We start from the raw sequence: 18,417 nt of genomic DNA on the forward strand, positions 1-18,417 counted from the left end.
CAGATTCACCGCTGCTTCACCCCCACGAACAATCCCCGACCGAACGGCTCGGGCCGGACGAACTCCGCCGGGCACTTCGCTGTCGCGAATGCCGCGAGATACTGCGCGCGGGTGAACAACGCGAGCCGGTGCCGGTCGGTGAGGTGGTGAATCCCCTGCTCCGGCGTCGCGACCAGGTATTGCACGCTCATCACGACAGCGTCACCTTCCCGCACGGAATGGGAGAAGCGAGTCACCGCGCCTTCGTCGTCGCGGACCAGATCGGTCGCGAGGTAGTCGGGGGTAAAGGAATCGGGAAACACCCATGGCTCGACCACGACCACTCCGCCGGGCGTGAGATGGCGGCTCAGCGCGGCCAGTGCCCGCTCCAGATCGGCGTAGTCCTCCACATAACCGATACTGCTGAACATCAGCGTGACGACGTCGAAGGTGCGTCCGAGGTCGAAGTCGCGCATGTCGCCCTCATGGATGGTGATCTCGGGAATGCGCCGCTTGGCTGTCGCGATCATTTCCGGCGATTGTTCCAACCCTGCGGCATCGGGGAAATCCGCACGGAGGTAACGCAAGTGGTTGCCGGTTCCCGCGGCGATGTCGAGCACCGAAGCCGCGCCGGGGTTGCGCTCGCGCACGAGATCGGCGACCAGTCGAGCCTCCCCCGCGTAGTCCTTGCCACGGTGTGCGTGGATGCGGTCGTAGATGTCGGCGAACTCGCCCTCGTACATCTCAACGTTCCTCTCGATAGGCGTCTACCAGGGCTTCCAGCCTCGCCACCAGTGCGGCGGGTGTCGGCAGGGTGTGGATCTCGTCGCGCAGCCGCAACGCGCCTTCGGCGAGCGACGGGTCCGTCAGCAGAGTGTGCAGACTGTCGCGCAGCACCTGGGCGGAGAGCTTCTCCACCGGGACACACAGGCCAGCCCCTGCTTCCTGAATACCGTTGCCGCGCAACACATCCCATCCTTCTGCGACCATCAGCTGCGGCACACCGTGCACCTCTGCCGTGGAGCGGGTGCCGCTGCCGCCGTGATGGGCGACGGCCGAACAGGTGGGCAGCAGATCGCTGAGCGGGACGAAGCCGACGGCGCGCACATTCTCGGGCACCGGGATCGTCAGTCGCTCCGGGTCCAGCGTCGCGATCACTTCACAGTCCACATCGGCGACCGCGTCGAACAATTCGACCTGGGTCAATTCTCCGAGCACCGCGTCCAAGTGGTTGATCTGTCCGTGCTCGCGGTCGGTGACGCCCAATGTCAGGCAGAGCCGGGGGCGTTCAGGTGGGGTGTGCAACCAGTCCGGGACGACCGAGGGGCCGTTGTACGGGATGTACCGCAGGGACTCGTAGTGCAGTCCGGTGTCCACCCGCATCGCTGGCGGCGTGATATCCACGGTGAACTGGCCGGTGATTATCTTCTCGTCGAAGCAACAGTCGTACCTGGCAAGGGTATTCGACAACCACTCGCCGGTGGGGTCCTCGCGGTGACTCGCGGGCAGTGCGGCCGATGTGCGAAGCAGCGCCTGCCTGGCGCGCAGTGCACCGTCCGGCCCCCAGGTGAATCTGGCGTACGCGGCGCCGACGACACGGGCGGCGATGCTACCGGCGAACGTGAAGGTCTCCGAGATGACCAGGTCGGGACGCCAGCCCCTGGCAAACGCGACGATATCGTCCACCATCCGGTCGTCGTTCATGGTGGCGAACATCGCCGAACTCGCCATGTGCTCGAGGGCGAGCAGCCCGGTGTGTGTCCAGGTGTCGGTGCCCGCGTAATCGAAGTCGCGTACCTGATCGAGACAGCCGGGAAAAATCGTGGTGAGCAGATCCGGCGCGTGCTGGTCACCGAACCACTCGGCGCGCCCCGCTGTGACGGCGGTGAGTCCCGCACCGGTGATCGTCGGCACCATCGCGGCCTGGCTGACCACCCGCACTTCGTGCCCGGCCGTGCGCAGCGCCCAGGCCAGCGGAACCATGGAGTAGAAGTGCGTGGGCGCGGCGAAACAGGTCAGAACGACCCTCATACGAATACCAACTCTCAGATGTGCGGTGAGCCCGGCGTTTTGCTACCGCACGAGCAGGGGGTCGGTGCGCAGCGAAGCGACCGGCAGGTGCGCAAGCCCGCTGGTCGCCGGAGCGCACCGGCGGCGTACCGGGGCGCCGGTGGCCATCAGTCGAGGGTGGCGGGTGGCGATCGCCGTCACCACAGCGTCCGCGGTGGCGTCGACCAATGGCAGATCCAGTGTCCGCGGCCACACAGCGGGGCTGTTCAGCACGGCCACCTGACTGCTTCCTGGAATCACCTCCCCGGCAACGGTCACGTCCTCGGTCGTGGTTGTCAGCGACAGCGACAGCAGCGGGTTCGCGGCGCTGACCCGCTCGACCGCTCCCACGACGTCCGGCCATCGGCCGTCCGCGAGGAGGGTCGCGGCCGTGCGGCTGACCAGGTCGGCGGTGAGTCGTGGCGCGACCACAGCGAGGAAGAAGGCCGGTGTGCGGGGGCACAGTGCGTCGCGCAGGTTTTCGACCGCGGCGAGCATGCCCTCGGTGACCGAGGTCTCCTGTGGGCACAGGAAGTTGTCCAGCACCGCGGTGGCGCCGAGCAAGCTGTCCGGTTCGACGCCGAGCAGATCCGCGTATGCCTTGGCGCACAACGACTCCGCGATGGGCACGAGGTCGCTCAGTTCGTCGGGAACATCCCCCACCGCCGGCGGCGCTGTGTCGGCCAGCGCGGCCACATCCGCCGGATCGGCGGGTTCGATTTCCTCGGCGGCGACCGCCATCACCCTGGTGCCGGTCGGGCGCCAATCGGCGAGCCCTGCACTGGCCGCGAACAATTCAGCCGTATGCCTGCCGCCGACGACTACCGTCCCGGTGGTACTGCGGTACACCGAATCCGTGATCGTCGACGGTGCGGCCGCCGGGTGTCCACGCAACACTGCCGCCAGCGGGTCCCCCTCCGCGGAGCGCAACCACTGCAACCCGCGTACGAGCTGCAACCTCCGGCGTAGCCCACTGTCCACTCCCTACCCCTTCGCTCCCGAGCCGCATCCCATTCGTTTCGGACGCTAGTTCGGCCGCCTCCAAATCTGGTTGAAAGCACATACAGAAGCGCTCGGAGGTGCCGTGAACGACGGAAACGAACGCATTCGCCGCGCCCGACTGCGGTGCGTAAATCTGCGGAATACGCAATGCCGATTACACCCGAAGATTACCTCGACGGTCAGCTTGATCGAACAGGATATTCTGGCGAAAACACCCGCTGAACAGGCTGTTTGATGCGTGTTTCAAATTCGATGGCACGACTGATCCATTCTAGGATAACCTTTTTTAATTTTGTCAAATCAAGCTCTCATGTGCACTTCCTGAAAATAATTTGTACTGTCTTGTCCGTCGCTGTCTTCGCGGACGAGAAATGGGGAAATAATGTCATCGGATGCCGTACCCGTCAGCCTGGGAAAGGACCGGGGCAGAGCGCAGCCCGCCGGTCGTCTCGGCTCTGCGCTGGTGATCATCGTCGTGGTTCAACTCATGCTCACGATCGACCTGATGATCGTGACCGTGGCACTACCCTCGATCGGCAAGGACCTCGGCCTCGGTGAGAGCGGACTAGCCTGGGTGGTCAACGCCTACGGCCTCGCGCTGGGCGGTCTCATGCTGCTCGGCGGCAGATTCGGTGACACCTTCGGACGGCGCAAGCTGTTCATGCTGGGTATCGCGCTGTTCACCGTCGCCTCGCTGGCCGGCGGTTTCGCGATGTCCGACTGGTGGTTCCTCACTTGTCGTGCGCTGCAAGGCATTGGCGCGGCGATGGTCATGCCGAACTGCCTCGCGCTCATCCTGAGCCTGTTCCCGGCGGGACCCCAGCGCACCAAAGCGATCGCCACTTCGGCGGCGGCCTCCAGTTCCGGCGCCGTCGTCGGGCTGCTCCTCGGCGGTGTGCTGTCCACCGGGTTGTCTTGGCGTTGGGTCATGTTCGTCAATGTCCCGGTCGGCATCATCGTGCTCATCCTCGCCCCGCTCTACATCAAGGAGCAGTCCCGGATCCGCGGCAAATTCGACATCGCGGGGGCGGCGACGTCGGCGCTCGGTGTGGCGCTGCTGGTTTTCGGGCTCTCGCACGCGGGCGAAGCGGGCTGGTCAACGGTATCGGTGTGGCTGCCGATCCTGCTTGGAGCGGCATTGTTCGTCGCGTTCACGCTGGTGGAGCGACGAGCTTCGCAACCGATCATGCCGCTGTCGCTGTTCGCTGACCGTAATCGCGTGGCCGCCTACATCTGCGCGGTACTGGTCACCGGCGTCATGATCGGTCAGTCGTTCTTCCTGACGATGTTTCTGCAGGGGCCACTCGGATTCAGTGCGCTGTTGACCGGATTCGCCTTCTTGACCACCGGTTTCGCCCTGGTGTTCAGTTCCACCGTGGTGATCGGCCTGATGCGCAAGATCGGTGAGCGGTGGATGACCTTCGCGGGCGCGCTGATGCTGATCGCCGGTAACCTGTGGCTCACCACAATCGCACTCGACAGTGGTTACTGGGGAACAATTTTCGGCCCCTTGGCGCTGACCGGCATCGGTATGGCGGCGACGCTCATACCGGCCACCGAAATGGCGGGCGCAGGCGTCGAGTCGGGCAATTACGGCTCGGCCTCGAGCACCTACAACACCATGCTGCAACTGGGCGGGCCGTTCGTGCTGGCCATCCTCGTGACCGTACTCGCCACCGCCGGTAGGAACGTGACCGTACCCGCCGGGGTGCCTGGCGATCGGGCCGACTATTACGTGCTCACCGAGAGCATGGTCTCCGGTTTCGTCACGGCGGTCATTCTGTCCATAGGCGTGGCCGTGACAAGCCTTTTCATCCGCAGAACCACGCCTGCTCCCACACCCACGCCCACCGTGACACCTGCGCCCGTCCCCGCATGATCCGGCTCCGTTGCACGCCCGGTCCTGCATGCCGGGCGTGCAACGGACGTCCCGTTCGCTACGGACGTCTCGTTCAAAGCCGCGCGAGGACCTCACACAGGGCGCCGATCACCTTGTCCTGCACGTCCAACGGCAGCGAGGGGTACATCGGGAGCGAGAAAATCTCGTCGGCCAGCGCCTCGGTGACCGGCAGCGACCCCATGGCATAGCCGAGTTTCTCGAATCCGGACATGGTGTGCACCGGCCAGCGATAGCTGACGTTCAGCTGGATGTCGTAGTCCAGCAAAGCTTTCAGGATCTCGTCGCGGCGCGGATGGCGGACCACGTACAGGTAATACACGTGGTCGTTGCCCTCGGCGAGCACGGGAAGACCGAGGTCGGTCCCCGCCAAACCCTCGGCGTATCGGGCCGCGACGGCACGTCGGTGCGCGATGTACTCGTCGAGCCTGTCGAGCTTGCGGCGCAGAATCTCCGCCTGCACCTCGTCGAGTCGGCTGTTGTGTCCGGGCGTCTCGACTACGTAGTACTGCTCCGCCATGCCGTAGTACCGCAGCCGACGCAACCGCCGATCGAGCTCCGCATCGGCCGTCACGACCGCGCCACCATCGCCGTACCCGCCGAGCACCTTGGTGGGATAGAACGAGAAGGCGCTCGCGTCGCTCATAGTGCCCGCCACCTGCCCGCGCTGTCGAGCGCCGTGCGACTGCGCACAGTCTTCCAAGATCCTGAGCCCGTGCTCGGTCGCGAGTCGCCGCAGCGGCACCATGTCGACACACTGGCCGTACAGATGGACGGGCACAAGCGCTTTGGTTCGCTCGGTGATCGCCCCGGCCACCTGTGCGGTATCCATCAGATAGTCCTCGACGCGTACGTCTACGAACACCGGGGTCGCGCCGAGGGCGTCGATGGCAACGACGGTCGGCGCCGCGGTGTTCGACACCGTGATCACCTCGTCGCCGGGACCGATCCCCAGGGCCTGCAGACCGAGCTTGATCGCATTGGTGCCGTTGTCCACGCCGACGGCGTGGCGCGTCCCGTGATACGCGGCGAACTCGTGCTCGAACGAGCTCGTGCTCTCGCCGAACACGAGTCGGCCGGACCGGAAGACCTTGTCCACGGCGGCGAGAATGTCGTCGCGTTCGCTGTCGTATTCGCCCAGATAATCCCACACCAAGGTAGCCACGGATCAGTCCTCTGCAGTCGGGTCGATTCCTCTCGGGTTTACCAACGGCAACTCAAGCCTCACTGGAGCTTTCGTGGGAGCGCGGTTACGGTGGCGACGAGCCCAGGCCGCCTCTAGGCTGCACCTATGGGGAGTAGAAAACCGTTGGTACACAACCGGATCAGGACAGCCGTGGTGTTGGGTGGCACGGGCTGGGTCGGCAGGTTTGTCTGCGCGGAGCTGGCGCAGCGGGGCGCCCGTGTGGTGGCGGTGGCCCGCGGGCACACCGAAGGACTCCGGTGCGATCGGTTCGTCTCGCTCGACCTGTCCCGCGCGTCGGCGGCCACCACCGCGACCCTGTTGCACGAGGAGTCGGCCGACGTCGTGGTCAACGCCACCGACGCGGCGAACGCGACCGACGGATGGGACCGTACCGAGACCGAACTCCAGCGCGCCAACGTCGCGCTGGTCGAGCAAGTTCTGCGCGCGGTGCGAACGCAGCCACGGCCGGTGCGGTTGGTGCACCTCGGAACGATGCACGAGTACACACCCGTCGACTTCGGTGTCGCGGTCGACGAATCCGCCGCATGCGTGCCCGAATCAGCCTATGCCCGAACAAAACTCGCTGGCTCGCAGGCTGTGCTCGACGCGGCATCGGCCGGTGCCGTGGACGCCATCGTGTTGCGATCGGTGAATGTCTCCGGGCCGCAGCCGTCGCGGGCGAGTCTGCCGGGAAAGCTGGTGACGCTGCTGACATCCGGACAGGTGCGACTACCGATCGCCGACGCGCACCGCGATTGGCTGGACGTGCGCGACTTGGCGCGTGCCGTCGTGGCCGCCGCCCAGCGCCCCGGCGTGTGCGGCGTGGTCAATATCGGCAGCGGTCGGGCGGTAGCGATGCGCGAATTCGTGGAGACCTTCGTCCGAGAAGCGGGCTTCCCGCAATCGGTGATAGAAGATCTCCCGACCGAGGTCCGCGGTTACGGCGGGTCGTGGTTACAGGCCGACGTGGGTAGGGCGGTCGACCTGCTCGATTGGCAGCCTCGATGGTCGCTACAGGAGTCGCTGCGCGACATGTGGACGTCGAGGTGATCGGAAAGTCCGACCGTCAGTCGACAACCCGAACGTTCGGGGTGTACAGGATCCACTTGCCGCCACCGGCACGGAATTCGGATTCCTTGGCCATGATCTCCTCCGCGTGGTTCCACGCGAACAGCAGCGCGTAGTCCGGGTAGGGTGCCGCGAACGCTTCGGCGGGACGTACGGGCAAGTGCGCGCCCGGTGTCACCCGGTGCTGCTTGGCGGGGGTCGTGTCGACGACATAACGCACCTGGTCCGGCGTGATACCGCAGTAGTTGATGACGGTGGCACTCTTGGCCGTCGCTCCGTATCCCACGACGGTGGCACCGTCGGCCTTCAGCTTGTGCAGCAGCGCGATCAGCTCGGTACGGACCACCCCGACCTCGGCGGCGAAGCGGGCGAGGCAGTCACGATCGTGCAGGCCACGCACCGACTCTTCGGCCAACAGTTCCGCGACAGCCGGGGTCGCCGCGCGGGCACCGGCGCGAGCCAGGGTGTAGCGCACTTCGCCTCCGTGCACCGTCAGCCGTTGAACATCGACCAACTCGAAGCCGAACCGGCGGGCCATGGCATCCACCGAGGTGGCGCTGAAGAAATAGAAGTGCTCGTCATAAATCTGATCGAACGAGGTGCGCTCGACGATCTCGCCCAGGTACGGGTCTTCGAACACGAACACCCCGCCGGGGGTGAGCAAGGCATCCAAACCCGCGAAGATGGAGTCGACGTACGGGATGTGGCACATCGTATTGGCGGCGTAGACGACATCGGCGGGGCCGTATTCGGCGCGCACCGCGGCCGCGGTGGTGGCCTCGAAGAATTCGGTGAGTACGTTGATGCCTTGCGCGCGAGCGTGTTCGGCGACACCGCCGGAGGGTTCGACACCGAGATGACGCACCCCCGCTTTCGCGATGGTGCGAAGCATGATGCCGTCGTTGCTGCCGAGCTCGACGATAAACGGATCGGATCCGATCAGCTCTTGTTCCAGGAATTTATTCGCGGTGTTCTCGAAATGCTCGCGCATGACCGAGGAGCCGGAAGAGAAATAGGGATAGTCCGTGTGGAACATCTTTGTCCGCGGTACTTCTTCGAGCAATTGGGTCATCGAGCACGACCCGCACTGTCCTACCGCTAAACGATAGAAGAACTCCTCTCGAGTCTCTTCCTCGGTTCGGAAAGCATCCGACAACGGCTGCTGCCCGAAGTCGATGAACTCCGTAACGACATCGCCACACACTCGGCATTCGACCATGTCATGGACTGTATCGACCTGCTCGTGAAGACCGCTGGAGTCCTGCTAGAGCCGGGGTGCGGGGCGAAATCCTTTGCGCTAGTATCGCGTTCGGTCGAATTGGTTTCGTGCTGGTTCGAGGGTGGTGCCATCGGGGGGAGTCATGCTGCGGTCGAATTCTTCGTTTCTGTCGACCGTCCAGCCTTTCGGGTGAGCGGCGGGCGATTCGACCTATTCCGCGTGGAGAACAGGGAGCTTGAATGAACAGTAGTGGTGCGGATACTTTCGGTGCGCCGGTCGAAGCGGACACCGTGCGGGTAGTCGGCTCCCGCGGCGCGGCCGCCGAGGTAGCGCCGGTCGATCTGACCGTGAACTATCTCATCGACCCCCGCGGAATCGATGACCCGACGCCCACCCTGGGTTGGCGGCTGGACTCGACCGACCGTGCCGTCACACAGTCGGCGTACCAGCTCAGAGCCGCTTCCACCGCGCGACATCTCGAACAGGACCTGCCGGACCTGTGGGACTCCGGCGCAACGGAATCCGATCAGCAGACCGACGTCGAATACGGCGGTCGGGCGTTGTTCGCGCGTGCGCGGGTGTTCTGGCAGGTTCGGGTGTGGACCGGCGGCGATCGCCCCTCGACGTGGAGTCCGGTGGCCCATTGGGAAATGGGTCTCCTCGAACCGGCCGATTGGACGGCGCAATGGCTCACCGACCCCACGCCGACCGCACGGACAGCGCTGCCGATCTTCGCCAAGCGGTTCACCGCCGGGCCTGGTCGAATCGCGCGGGCGCGGCTTTATGTGTCGGGGCTCGGCCTGTACGAAGCTCGGCTCAACGGCCGCAAAATCGGCACGGATGTCTTGACGCCGAGCGTGACCGATTACCGGAAGCGAGCGCTGTACAAGACCTACGACATCGCCGAATACCTGCGGACCGGCGACAACGTGGTGGGACTCATGGTCGGCAACGGCTTGTTCAACGTGCCGGAACGAGAAGGCCGCTACTGGGAATCGGTGACCTGGAAAAGCGGACTCGGCGGCAGTGGGGAGACCGTCCGGCTGTCCGGCGAGCCAAAGGTGATCGCGCAGTTGGAGATCCACTATGCCGACGGAACAGTTCAGCGAGTGTCCAGCGACTCCTCCTGGCGAGCAGACGACGGACCCCTCGAATTCTCCGGCCATTACGGGGGCGAGGACTACGACGCACGCCGCTGGCAACCCGACTGGGATCGACCGGAAGGTGACCACTCCGGGTGGCGATACGCCGCGCCCGCCTCCGACATCCCCGCCGCGCTCAGCGCGCAATTCGAACCCGCCGTGACCGAGGTACAGCGGCTACCCGCCGTCGAGATGACCGAACCCGAGCCGGGAATCTATGTCTTCGATTTCGGCAAGTCCTTCGTCGGATGGCCGCAGATCGACGTCGAAGGGCCTGCCGGAGCGCGGGTCGCGCTGCTGCCCGGCTGGTATCTGGACAGCGGCCGGGTCAGCCAGAGCGGCATGGTCGGCTGGGTGCCGAATGTGGTTGTCGCCGACCACTACACGTTGGCGGGCGGCGGGATCGAACGGTGGCATCCACGCTTCACCTATCACGGATTTCGCTACCTCGAGATTCGCGGAATGCCCACCGCACCGAGCATTTCGAGCGTGACCGGGATCGTGCTGCGCGCCGCGACGGTCGCCACCGTCGAGTTCGAATGCTCCCATCAGCTGCTCAACGACATCGACAGAATCGCCGACCGCAGCATGCAAAGCGCCATGGTCTCGCCGACGATGCCCACCGATCCCAACCGGGAAAAGGCCGGGTGGCAGGCCGACCGCGGTGTCGCGCTGAGCGGCGGAGTCCATCGCTACGATTTCGCCGCCTACAACCAGGCGCTGCTGCGCGATGTCTTCGACGCGCAACGTCCTGACGGCGCGCTGTCGGGCATCGTGCCCGACCCCACCGGCTTCTGGTACATCGGCGACATCAACTGGACCGGGGCGCCGATCGTGCAAGCGTATGAAAGCTACCGCCGCTACGGTGACACCCGCTCGCTGCGTCGCCACTATCCCGAAATGCGGCACTACTTTCGGCTGCTGCGAGCCGGAGAAAAGGAAGGAAGCTACCCCGCCGGTGACTTCGCCGAGGGTTACTTCGGCGATTGGATGTACCCGGGCCAGCACTGGCAGCAGCCGTTCGATCAGGACAACGCCCACTTCACCCCACCTGAAGTGACGGTGACATGGGGGTATTGGAAACTTGCCACCGCGATGGCGGGTATCGCGCGAGCACTGGGCCGACCCGACGACATGCTCGAGTACCAACGCAGCGCCGAGGCCATCGCGACCGGGTACCACCGGAGCTTCTTCGACCCCGCCACCGGCACATACTCGCGGGGGTCGCAGACCGCGACAGCGCTGGCCCTCGATATGGACGCGCCTCCCGCGCGATTGCGCGCGCCCGTGCTCGCCCGCCTCATCGCGAGCATCAGAGAATCCGGAAACCACCTCAACGCCGGGATGATCGGATTGCTCGCCATTGTGCGTGCCCTCACCGAAGCTGGCAGACACGACGTCCTCTACGACGCCGCCACCCGAACCAGCTACCCCAGCTACGGGTATTGGATCGAACACGGTGCCACCGCTCTACCGGAGAGCTGGGAATGGAACGGCACAGCGGGCGTGGCGGATCTGAATATCCTCGGTGGACTGACCGCATGGTTCACCCGTGGCCTCGCGGGAATTCAGCAGGACCACGACGCGGTGGCCTTCGACAAGATCCGCATCGCCCCCGCCGTCGTCGGCTCGCTCACGGCGGTAACAGCGCGGGTTCGGACCGTACGCGGGGACATCACCAGTAGTTGGCGCCGTGCTGGCACGACGATGACACTGGATGTCTCGGTACCGGCGAACAGTATTGCCACCATCGTCGTGCCCCTGTTGCGAGCGAACGCGGAAGTCGACGCCGCCGATGACGCGTTACCGGTCGATCGAGACGCGAGGTTCGCCACCTACCGTGCTGGATCGGGGTCATGGACTTTCATCCAGCACTGAACATTCGAAACTCGGTGGTGGGCAGCGATTGTCACGAACTCGCGTGCAACCGGTCGGCCTCCGCGATCGCGCTGGCCAGGCTGCGTTGAACGAACCGGAGCAGCACTCGCAGCTCCTCCTCGGTGAAGTCGGCCAGGTCCTGCTCGGTCCGGTCGGTGAGGCCCGCATAGTAGGAACTGGCGCGCGCCAAGCCTTCCTGGGTCGCCGCGACCACTACCTTGCGTCGGTCCTTGGGATCGGTCGCTCGGGTAACGCAGCCGGCCGCTTCCAGTCGGTCGACCATCCGGGTCGCCGAGCCGGCGGTGAGACCGACACGGGCCGCGAGTGCGCCGGGTGTGGCCGGCCCGTCCTGCTGGAGTACGTGCAGACAGTGGAAGTCGGTCATGATCACGCCCATCCGGGTCGCGACCAGGCTGTTGATCCGGATCAGCTGCTGAAGCCAGTCGGGCAATAGCTCCAGCAACGCACTGACCTGCGCCTTTTCCTGCTGTCCCATAGTCATGTGACACGAGCCCATCCGTGGAAGTATTCTTGCGTCACACAATATTCACGCAACACAATATTTCTCACGCACAATATCACCGCAGCACAATGATGTGGGCTGCTAGCCGGTGCCCGACGCGAGACGACTTCTCGCGACCGCAGGAGATCCAAGGAGTTGGTCCCACTGTCTGGACGGACGAAAGTTCCACGCCTGCAGGCCACATTCGTCCCCGCCGAGAACGCCTTCGCCTGGTGGGGCCCGCTCGACCTCGATGCGGCCGTGCGCGAATTCGGGCTGCCCGCCGGACGAGTCGCGACGTGTTCGCTCGCGGCACCCGAGGGCGAGGCGGTGGTCGCCGCCGAGCGGGACGTCCGCCTCCTCGATCTGAACGAGGCTGTGCCCGCTCTGGTCGCCCTCGACCGGCGAGCCAAGGTGGGCAAGTCGGTGAAGAGCTGGCAGGCGGCCGCGCGATTGCTGGGCGACAGCGCGGCCAAAGACACGGACTTCGACGAACTCGCCGCCAAGATGCCCGCCGCCGCGCACGCCGTGACCAATCAGGACGGCGCGGCGGTGGCCGCCCCGACGGCGCTGCTCACCCAGTTCCGTCGCGCGGCGACCACCAGCGACATCCTGGCCGACACGGCGGTCGAGGCGACGCTACGCCCGTACCAGATCCACGGCGTGACCTGGCTCAACTCCCGCCCGGAGCTGGGCACGGGCGGCGTGCTCGCCGACGAGATGGGTCTCGGCAAAACGCTCCAGGCCATCTGTCTGCTGGCGATCCGACGTAGCGAGCGCCCACACCTGGTGGTCTGCCCGACCTCGCTGATCGGCAACTGGCGGCGCGAACTCGCGCGCTTCTCCCCTACATCGCCGGTGCTGCGATATCACGGCAGCAATCGCGATCTGCCCGAACAGTGGGAGCCCGGCACCGTCGTGATCACCAGCTATCCGGTGCTGCGCAGCGACAAACGGCTGATGGACAACGTGTGGGACATCGTCGTGCTCGACGAGGCGCAACAGATCAAAAACCCTGAGGCACAGGCGAGCCGGGCGGCCGCGCGGCTGCACGCGACGGTGCGGATCGCGATGACCGGCACCCCCGTGGAGAACCGACTCGATGAGCTCTGGTCGATCTTCCACGTCACCAATCCCGGCCTGCTCGGCACCCGAGGACGGTTCCGGCAGCGATTCGTGGCGCCGATCGAACAGCGCCGATCGGCCCCGGCCGCCGCGGCACTCAACGCACTGGTGCGCCCACACATGTTGCGCCGCACCAAGGCACTGGTCGCCGCCGAACTGCCACCCAAGCAGTACACCTCGATGATCTGCACCCTCACCGACGAGCAGGTGCGGCTGTACCGGGAGGCCACCGACCGAGCATTCAACCAGGGCCTCGGCAGCGGCATCGGCCGCAGCGGCAGGGTGCTCGCGCTGCTCACCGCGCTGAAGCAGATCTGTAACCACCCGGCGCACTACCTAGCGGACGGCCCCGCGGGCCCCGGCCGCTCGGGCAAGTTCGACCGGGCCGTCGAGATGTTGTCCGAGATCGTCGACGATGGCGACCGTGCCCTTGTCTTCACCCAGTACCGCATCATGGGTGAGCTCCTGTCCGAGGCGCTCGGCAAGACCCTCGGCACGGGTCGAGTGCCGTTCCTGCATGGCGGATTGTCCGGCGACAAGCGCGATGAGATGGTCCGCGCATTCCAGGAGGACGACGACGCACCTCCGGTGCTGCTGCTCAGTTTGCGCGCGGCGGGGTTCGGACTCAACCTCACGCGAGCCGCGCATGTCATGCATTACGACCGCTGGTGGAACCCGGCGGTCGAGGAGCAGGCCACCGACCGCGCCCACCGCATCGGTCAACAACGCACCCTCAACGTGTACACACTGGTCTCCGGCGGCACGATCGAGGACCACATCGCGCAGATGCACGAGGCCAAGCGTGGTGTCGCCGACGTCGTCGTGGACGGCGGCACCGAGGCCGCGCTCGCCAAACTGTCCGACGACGAATTGCATGCCGTCCTCGAACTCGACCAGGGAGCGATCGCCTGATGCCCGCCGAATTCGGCGCCACCCCGTGGGGGCGCTCATGGACCCGCACCGTGGAGTCCACCGTCACCTCGGCCCCGAACCCGTTGCTGCCCAAGGCCCGCAGCATCGCACGCAATCACCATGCCACGCTGAGCACGACGGTCGGCGCGGTCACCGCGAAGGTTGTGGTATCGGGCACCGAGTCCACCGTGCTGATCGAGCTACCGCCGTGGTCCGAGGCGACCAGGCAGGACGCGGAGCGACTGATCGCGAAGTCGCTCGCGGCCAATCCAGGACTTGCCACCGGCGACCTGCCCGATAGCTTGGAGTCCGAATTGACCTCGGCAGGAATCACTTTCGCGGTCCCCTTGGCCGAGCAGGTCGCGACCTGCGACTGCAAGACGCGTAAACGGCCGTGCGTGCACATCCTCGCCACTCTGTACGCGCTTTCGATGCGGGTGGACGAGCGACCACGGCTGGCGGTGGAGCTGCGGATGAACAGCGCCGCGGCCGCCGAGGTGGCCGACCCGGACTGGATCCCGCTGGCCGAACTGGACGCGGCGACCTTCTACGGGTGATCGAGCGACCCGGCCACCCATTGCGGGTGACCGGGTCCGGAGTGTCAGGCGGTGATGCCCAGCGCGTGTCCGAAGAAACCGGTCGGGTCGTATGCGGCCTTGGCGCGCTGCAAGCGCGGATAGTTGTCCTTGTAATACAGGTCGTGCCAGGCAGATTCCGACCGGTTCCAGTGCGGATCGGCAAGATCGGTGTCCGGGTAGTTGATGTACGACCCGTCCGACTGGCCGTTCAGGTCGGGGACACCACCGCTGTCCGCGTACAAATCTCGGTAAAACGACCGGATCCAGGCTACGTGCGCGTCGTCGCCGGCCGGGTCGGTCCAATTGTTCAGGTAAAAGGCCTTCAGTACCGAGTCACGCTGCGCGGTAGCTGTGGCATCGGGTGCCGTCGCCGAAGCCTGTCCGCCATACGCGGCGAGGATGACCCCGGCGGTCGGATTGTCGTAGGCGTCATCGGTGAGGTAGCGGTAGATGACGGCGATCTGCTCGTCGGTGTAGCGCCGCCGCAGGTAGGCCGCCTTGCACTTGGCCCGCTGGCCGTACACGTCGCCACGCATTCTCGGCCACAGCATCGATCGAAGCCACGGCCGCCGCCGCACATCATGGTCGTACCGCACGCCGACACCGGCGTTGAGTGCGTCGAGGTAATCCGACAACATCTCCTCGGCACCGTCGACGGTCGCATCCACCTGGGTGAGCAAGGCGATCGTATTCGACTGAGCGCGAAGCACTGTGAGGATGGAGAACAGGGCGTTCTCCGGCATGCCTGGCGCGCTGTGGTGCTCATGCCACCGGCCGTGGTTGGCCAGTAGTCGACGGAAGGAATCCGGCGTCATGTCCGACCACGACCACAACGTCAGACCGTCCAGGACCTCGGCGGGCGGTCTCGGCAACAGCAGCGCCGGGTTGTCGCCCTCGGCATCGGGTGCGCGCATCCAATACTTCGTCACCACTCCGAAATTCCCACCGCCGCAACCGGTGTGCGCCCACCAGAGGTCGTGGTGCCGGTCGGCGGCCTCGCGAGTAGCGACGACGATCCTGGCCTTGCCCGCCCCGTCCACCGTGACAACCTCGACGGCATAGAGGTGGTCGACGACGCAGCCGTGTACCCGGGTCAGCGGGCCGTAGCCGCCGCCGAGGATGTGTCCGCCCGCCGCGACCGTGTACTCGAGACCCGCTGGAATCGTGACACCCCAACCCTTCAGCAAACCGCGGTACACCTCGCCGAGCAGCGCCCCCGGCTCGATCGCGAACGCACGCATCCCAGCGTCGTACTCCACCCGGTTCAGCCGCGAGAGATCAAGCAACACTTCGGTTTCCGCCGAGTCGACGAAATCCTCCAAGCAGTGTCCCCCACTACGCACCGCCACACGCGCACCGGAGTCGGCCGCCGACTGCACCGCGGCCACCACCTCCCCCGGCGTTGACGGCACGTAGACGACCCGTGGTGTGCACCGAAAGCGGCTGTTCGCGGCCGTCGTCATCTCGAGGTATCGGGGGTCGTCGGCGGTGATCGCGGTGCGATCGAGCATCCCGGTCATCGGCGCACCAGGTCCATCGGGAGCTTCTTGGTGCCATTGAAGTCCTTGGGGTCGTGGAACACGATCTCCTCGCCCTCGGCTACCTGGAAGTCCTCGAACCGCTCGAGCATGGCGGTGAGCGCGATCCTGACCTCTTGCCTGGCCAGCGGCGCACCGAGGCAGAAGTGAATCCCCTTGCCGAACGCCAGATGTCGGGCCTGCTTGCGGTGCATGTCGAAGACATCCGGATCGACGAATTCGGCCTCGTCACGCATGGTCGAGACCAGTGAGGCGCTGACAAGTGACCCCTGCGGGATCTGTTTGCCGCCCAACTCGACGTCGACGCGCGCACGACGATCGATCCACACCAGTGGCGATCGCACGCGCATGACTTCCTCGATCGTCGGCGCGAGCAGCGCGGGGTCGGCGCGCAGCTGCTCGAGCAGACCGGGGTTCTCGTCCAGGCACAGCAGCGTATTGGTGAGCACGGTGCTGGTGGTGAGATGGCCCGCGGTCAGCAAAAGGGCGAGGAATCCGAGGATCTCGAAGTCGTCCAAGGTGCGCCCGTTGAGCTCGGCGCAGAGCAGGTCGCGGATCATCCCCTCCTTGTTCGAACGACGGTAGGAGTCCACATGGCTGAGCAGATACTCGTTCATCGCACGGATGGACGGTGCCATCGCCGCCACGCCCTCCTCGCTGAACAGCGCGTCCACGCCGTTGTCCACCAGTAGGGCGTCCGCCCACTCGCGGAACAGCTTTCGGTCTTCCACCGGCAGGCCCATTACCTCGGCGATGACGATCACCGGCAGCGGGGCCGCGAGTTCGGCCACGATATCGACCTGCTTCTGGCCACGTTCCACTGTCGCGTCGAGCAACTCGGCTGCTACCCGCTCCACCCTGGGCACCAGGCTCTGGACGAATTTCGGCGTGAAACCCTGGGTGACCAGTCCGCGCAACTCCCTGTGCCGAGGTTCGTCCATCGCCTGGAAGTTGCCCTTCCTGAAGTTCCGTAGTTCCTCGTGGTCGGGAATGAACTCGCTGAGATCGTTGGAGAAGACGTCGGAGTCGGAGATCACGCGCAGGCCGTCGACGTAGCGCAGCACCTCCCACCGGCCGGTCGACTCGTTGAACCGAACCGGCTCGTGCACGCGGCCGTGCGCGTAGTCGTCCATCATCGCGCGCAGTTTCGGAGAAGTGTGTGGACCGCCCATGGTCAGGCCTCCTGCTTGGTGAGTGCGAGCGCGAGCTGGCGGTAGAACGCGAGCACGCCGGGTTCTTTCGGACTCAGATGGCCGCGCTCGACGAAGCGGGAGCCGAGGGTGCGTTGCACCGCCTCCATGCCCGCTCGGTCCTCGGCGTTGATGACGCTGGTGATCGATTCGATCTCCTTGCGCATCACCTCCAGGGAGACGTGTTCCAGCGCCTGACGCGGGACCAGGGTGCCGCCTCGGACCTGAGTGCGCTCCAGCGACAGCGGGATGATGCTGATCCACGCCACCGACTCGCCGAACGTCGCCACCGCACCGCACGGGAAAAGTCGGTAGCTGTACATGACGGATCGTTCGGCTTCGGTGAGCGGCAGGATCGGCGCGTCGAACGGGGTCCCCGCGGCGCTGAGCAGTCGAGTCACCCACGGCGAGTCCAGGTGCACCGTCATGTCGATGCCACCGGTCATCAACGGCCGCACGGTCTCCGGGTGCAGTCCGATCGCGTGATAGTTCTCGTAGCCGTTCTCGACCGCGACCTTCCAGTTGCAGGCCCACTCCTCGGTCCAATGGCTCACTTGGACCATGTCGTCGAGCCGGTAATTGGTCATCTCGGTCTCGACGATGGCCAGATCGGGTTCGAACGAGCGAGCTTGCGCGTCCAAGTTGACGAACACCAAGCCGTGCCATTCGCGCACCGCGAAGCCGGGCAGGCGGCAGGTGGCCGGGTCGAACTCGGGGTTGTCGCGCATGTGGGTGGCCGCGCGCAGCGAGCCGTCGAGCTTGTATCGCCACAGGTGGTAGGAGCAGGTGAAATCCTTCACGGTGCCCTCCCCCGCCTCCAACAGCGGCATCGCCCGGTGGCGGCAGACCGGGGACATGCCGTGCAGCTGACCGTCTTCGGCGCGGGTGATGGCCACGGGCTCACCGGCGATGGACAGCGCCACGTAGTCGCCGGGTGCGGCCAGTTGGTCGGTGTGCGCGACCATAATCCAGTTCCGGTGGAAGATCCGCTCCCGCTCCAGCTCGTACACCTGCGGCGAGGTGAACATCTGCGGCGGCAAACTGATCGCGGGCGGGTCGGCCGCCGCGTAGCCGCTGACTTCGACCAGCAGCTCGGCCACCGTCTGGTCGGGCGTCGGTCCGGTTCGGACGGTTGTGTTCACTGCGGCTCCT

The 18,417-nt window shown here is 65.7% G+C and carries 14 protein-coding genes; 5 read left to right on the top strand and 9 right to left on the bottom strand.

Translation table 11 applies throughout. The annotated features are described in order from the left end of the window. Window positions 1-5: 5 nt before the first annotated feature. The 3 genes from ABEA50_RS11475 to ABEA50_RS11485 are packed head-to-tail and all read right to left on the bottom strand — an operon-like array spanning window position 6 to window position 3,009. Window positions 6-722, bottom strand: a complete 717-nt coding sequence (locus ABEA50_RS11475; protein WP_345495261.1) for a class I SAM-dependent methyltransferase — start codon at window positions 720-722, stop codon at window positions 6-8. A gap of 1 nt (window position 723) precedes the next feature. Further along, complete coding sequence (locus tag ABEA50_RS11480; RefSeq protein WP_345495262.1) at window positions 724-2,010, bottom strand: activator-dependent family glycosyltransferase; 1,287 nt, start codon at window positions 2,008-2,010, stop codon at window positions 724-726. Window positions 2,011-2,052: 42 nt separating this feature from the next. Beyond that, entirely contained in the window at window positions 2,053-3,009 is a 957-nt protein-coding gene (locus tag ABEA50_RS11485) for a cytochrome P450 family protein (RefSeq protein ID WP_345495263.1), read from the bottom strand. 403 nt (window positions 3,010-3,412) lie between these two features. Here ABEA50_RS11485 and ABEA50_RS11490 point away from each other — a divergent pair, with 403 nt between their 5' ends. After that, window positions 3,413-4,909 carry an MFS transporter gene (locus ABEA50_RS11490; protein ID WP_345495264.1) on the top strand — a complete coding sequence of 499 codons (1,497 nt, stop codon included), beginning with the start codon at window positions 3,413-3,415 and terminating at the stop codon, window positions 4,907-4,909. A 73-nt stretch (window positions 4,910-4,982) separates the two neighbouring features. Here the strand turns inward: ABEA50_RS11490 and ABEA50_RS11495 are convergent, their stop codons facing one another. Beyond that, window positions 4,983-6,092 (bottom strand): DegT/DnrJ/EryC1/StrS family aminotransferase, encoded by a 1,110-nt coding sequence (locus tag ABEA50_RS11495; RefSeq protein WP_345495265.1) that lies wholly within the window; start codon window positions 6,090-6,092, stop codon window positions 4,983-4,985. 126 nt (window positions 6,093-6,218) lie between these two features. On the opposite strand from ABEA50_RS11495, the gene ABEA50_RS11500 reads away from it, so the two are divergent. Continuing rightward, window positions 6,219-7,163: an NAD-dependent epimerase/dehydratase family protein gene (locus tag ABEA50_RS11500; RefSeq protein ID WP_345495266.1), complete on the top strand. Its 945-nt coding sequence runs from the start codon at window positions 6,219-6,221 to the stop codon at window positions 7,161-7,163. A gap of 16 nt (window positions 7,164-7,179) precedes the next feature. On the opposite strand, the gene ABEA50_RS11505 is transcribed toward ABEA50_RS11500, so the two are convergent. After that, a complete protein-coding gene (locus ABEA50_RS11505) occupies window positions 7,180-8,400 on the bottom strand; it encodes a class I SAM-dependent methyltransferase (protein ID WP_345495267.1) in 1,221 nt (406 codons plus the stop codon). A 239-nt stretch (window positions 8,401-8,639) separates the two neighbouring features. Here ABEA50_RS11505 and ABEA50_RS11510 point away from each other — a divergent pair, with 239 nt between their 5' ends. Then, the gene (locus tag ABEA50_RS11510; RefSeq protein ID WP_345495268.1) at window positions 8,640-11,420 is read left to right on the top strand and encodes a family 78 glycoside hydrolase catalytic domain; all 2,781 of its coding nucleotides are present in this window, start codon (window positions 8,640-8,642) and stop codon (window positions 11,418-11,420) included. Window positions 11,421-11,451: 31 nt separating this feature from the next. On the opposite strand, the gene ABEA50_RS11515 is transcribed toward ABEA50_RS11510, so the two are convergent. Beyond that, a complete protein-coding gene (locus tag ABEA50_RS11515; protein ID WP_345495269.1) occupies window positions 11,452-11,922 on the bottom strand; it encodes a MarR family winged helix-turn-helix transcriptional regulator in 471 nt (156 codons plus the stop codon). 156 nt (window positions 11,923-12,078) lie between these two features. On the opposite strand from ABEA50_RS11515, the gene ABEA50_RS11520 reads away from it, so the two are divergent. Together ABEA50_RS11520 and ABEA50_RS11525 are read left to right on the top strand one after the other, a co-directional pair. Then, the gene (locus ABEA50_RS11520) at window positions 12,079-13,959 is read left to right on the top strand and encodes a DEAD/DEAH box helicase (RefSeq protein WP_345495270.1); all 1,881 of its coding nucleotides are present in this window, start codon (window positions 12,079-12,081) and stop codon (window positions 13,957-13,959) included. Then, complete coding sequence (locus ABEA50_RS11525; protein ID WP_345495271.1) at window positions 13,959-14,516, top strand: SWIM zinc finger family protein; 558 nt, start codon at window positions 13,959-13,961, stop codon at window positions 14,514-14,516. Before ABEA50_RS11520 ends, ABEA50_RS11525 begins: the two co-directional genes overlap by 1 nt. 44 nt (window positions 14,517-14,560) lie before the next feature. Here the strand turns inward: ABEA50_RS11525 and ABEA50_RS11530 are convergent, their stop codons facing one another. From ABEA50_RS11530 to ABEA50_RS11540, 3 genes are read right to left on the bottom strand one after another with little or no spacing between them, the layout of a single operon-like run. Next, window positions 14,561-16,057 carry an FAD-binding oxidoreductase gene (locus tag ABEA50_RS11530; RefSeq protein ID WP_345495272.1) on the bottom strand — a complete coding sequence of 499 codons (1,497 nt, stop codon included), beginning with the start codon at window positions 16,055-16,057 and terminating at the stop codon, window positions 14,561-14,563. Then, on the bottom strand, window positions 16,054-17,247 hold the full coding sequence (locus ABEA50_RS11535; protein WP_345495273.1) for a cytochrome P450: 1,194 nt from the start codon (window positions 17,245-17,247) through the stop codon (window positions 16,054-16,056). Before ABEA50_RS11535 ends, ABEA50_RS11530 begins: the two co-directional genes overlap by 4 nt. A gap of 2 nt (window positions 17,248-17,249) precedes the next feature. Next, complete coding sequence (locus tag ABEA50_RS11540; protein ID WP_345495274.1) at window positions 17,250-18,407, bottom strand: aromatic ring-hydroxylating oxygenase subunit alpha; 1,158 nt, start codon at window positions 18,405-18,407, stop codon at window positions 17,250-17,252. Window positions 18,408-18,417 lie beyond the last annotated feature (10 nt).

Source organism: Nocardia callitridis (genome assembly GCF_039543305.1).
Taxonomy (GTDB): Bacteria; Actinomycetota; Actinomycetes; order Mycobacteriales; family Mycobacteriaceae; genus Nocardia; species Nocardia callitridis.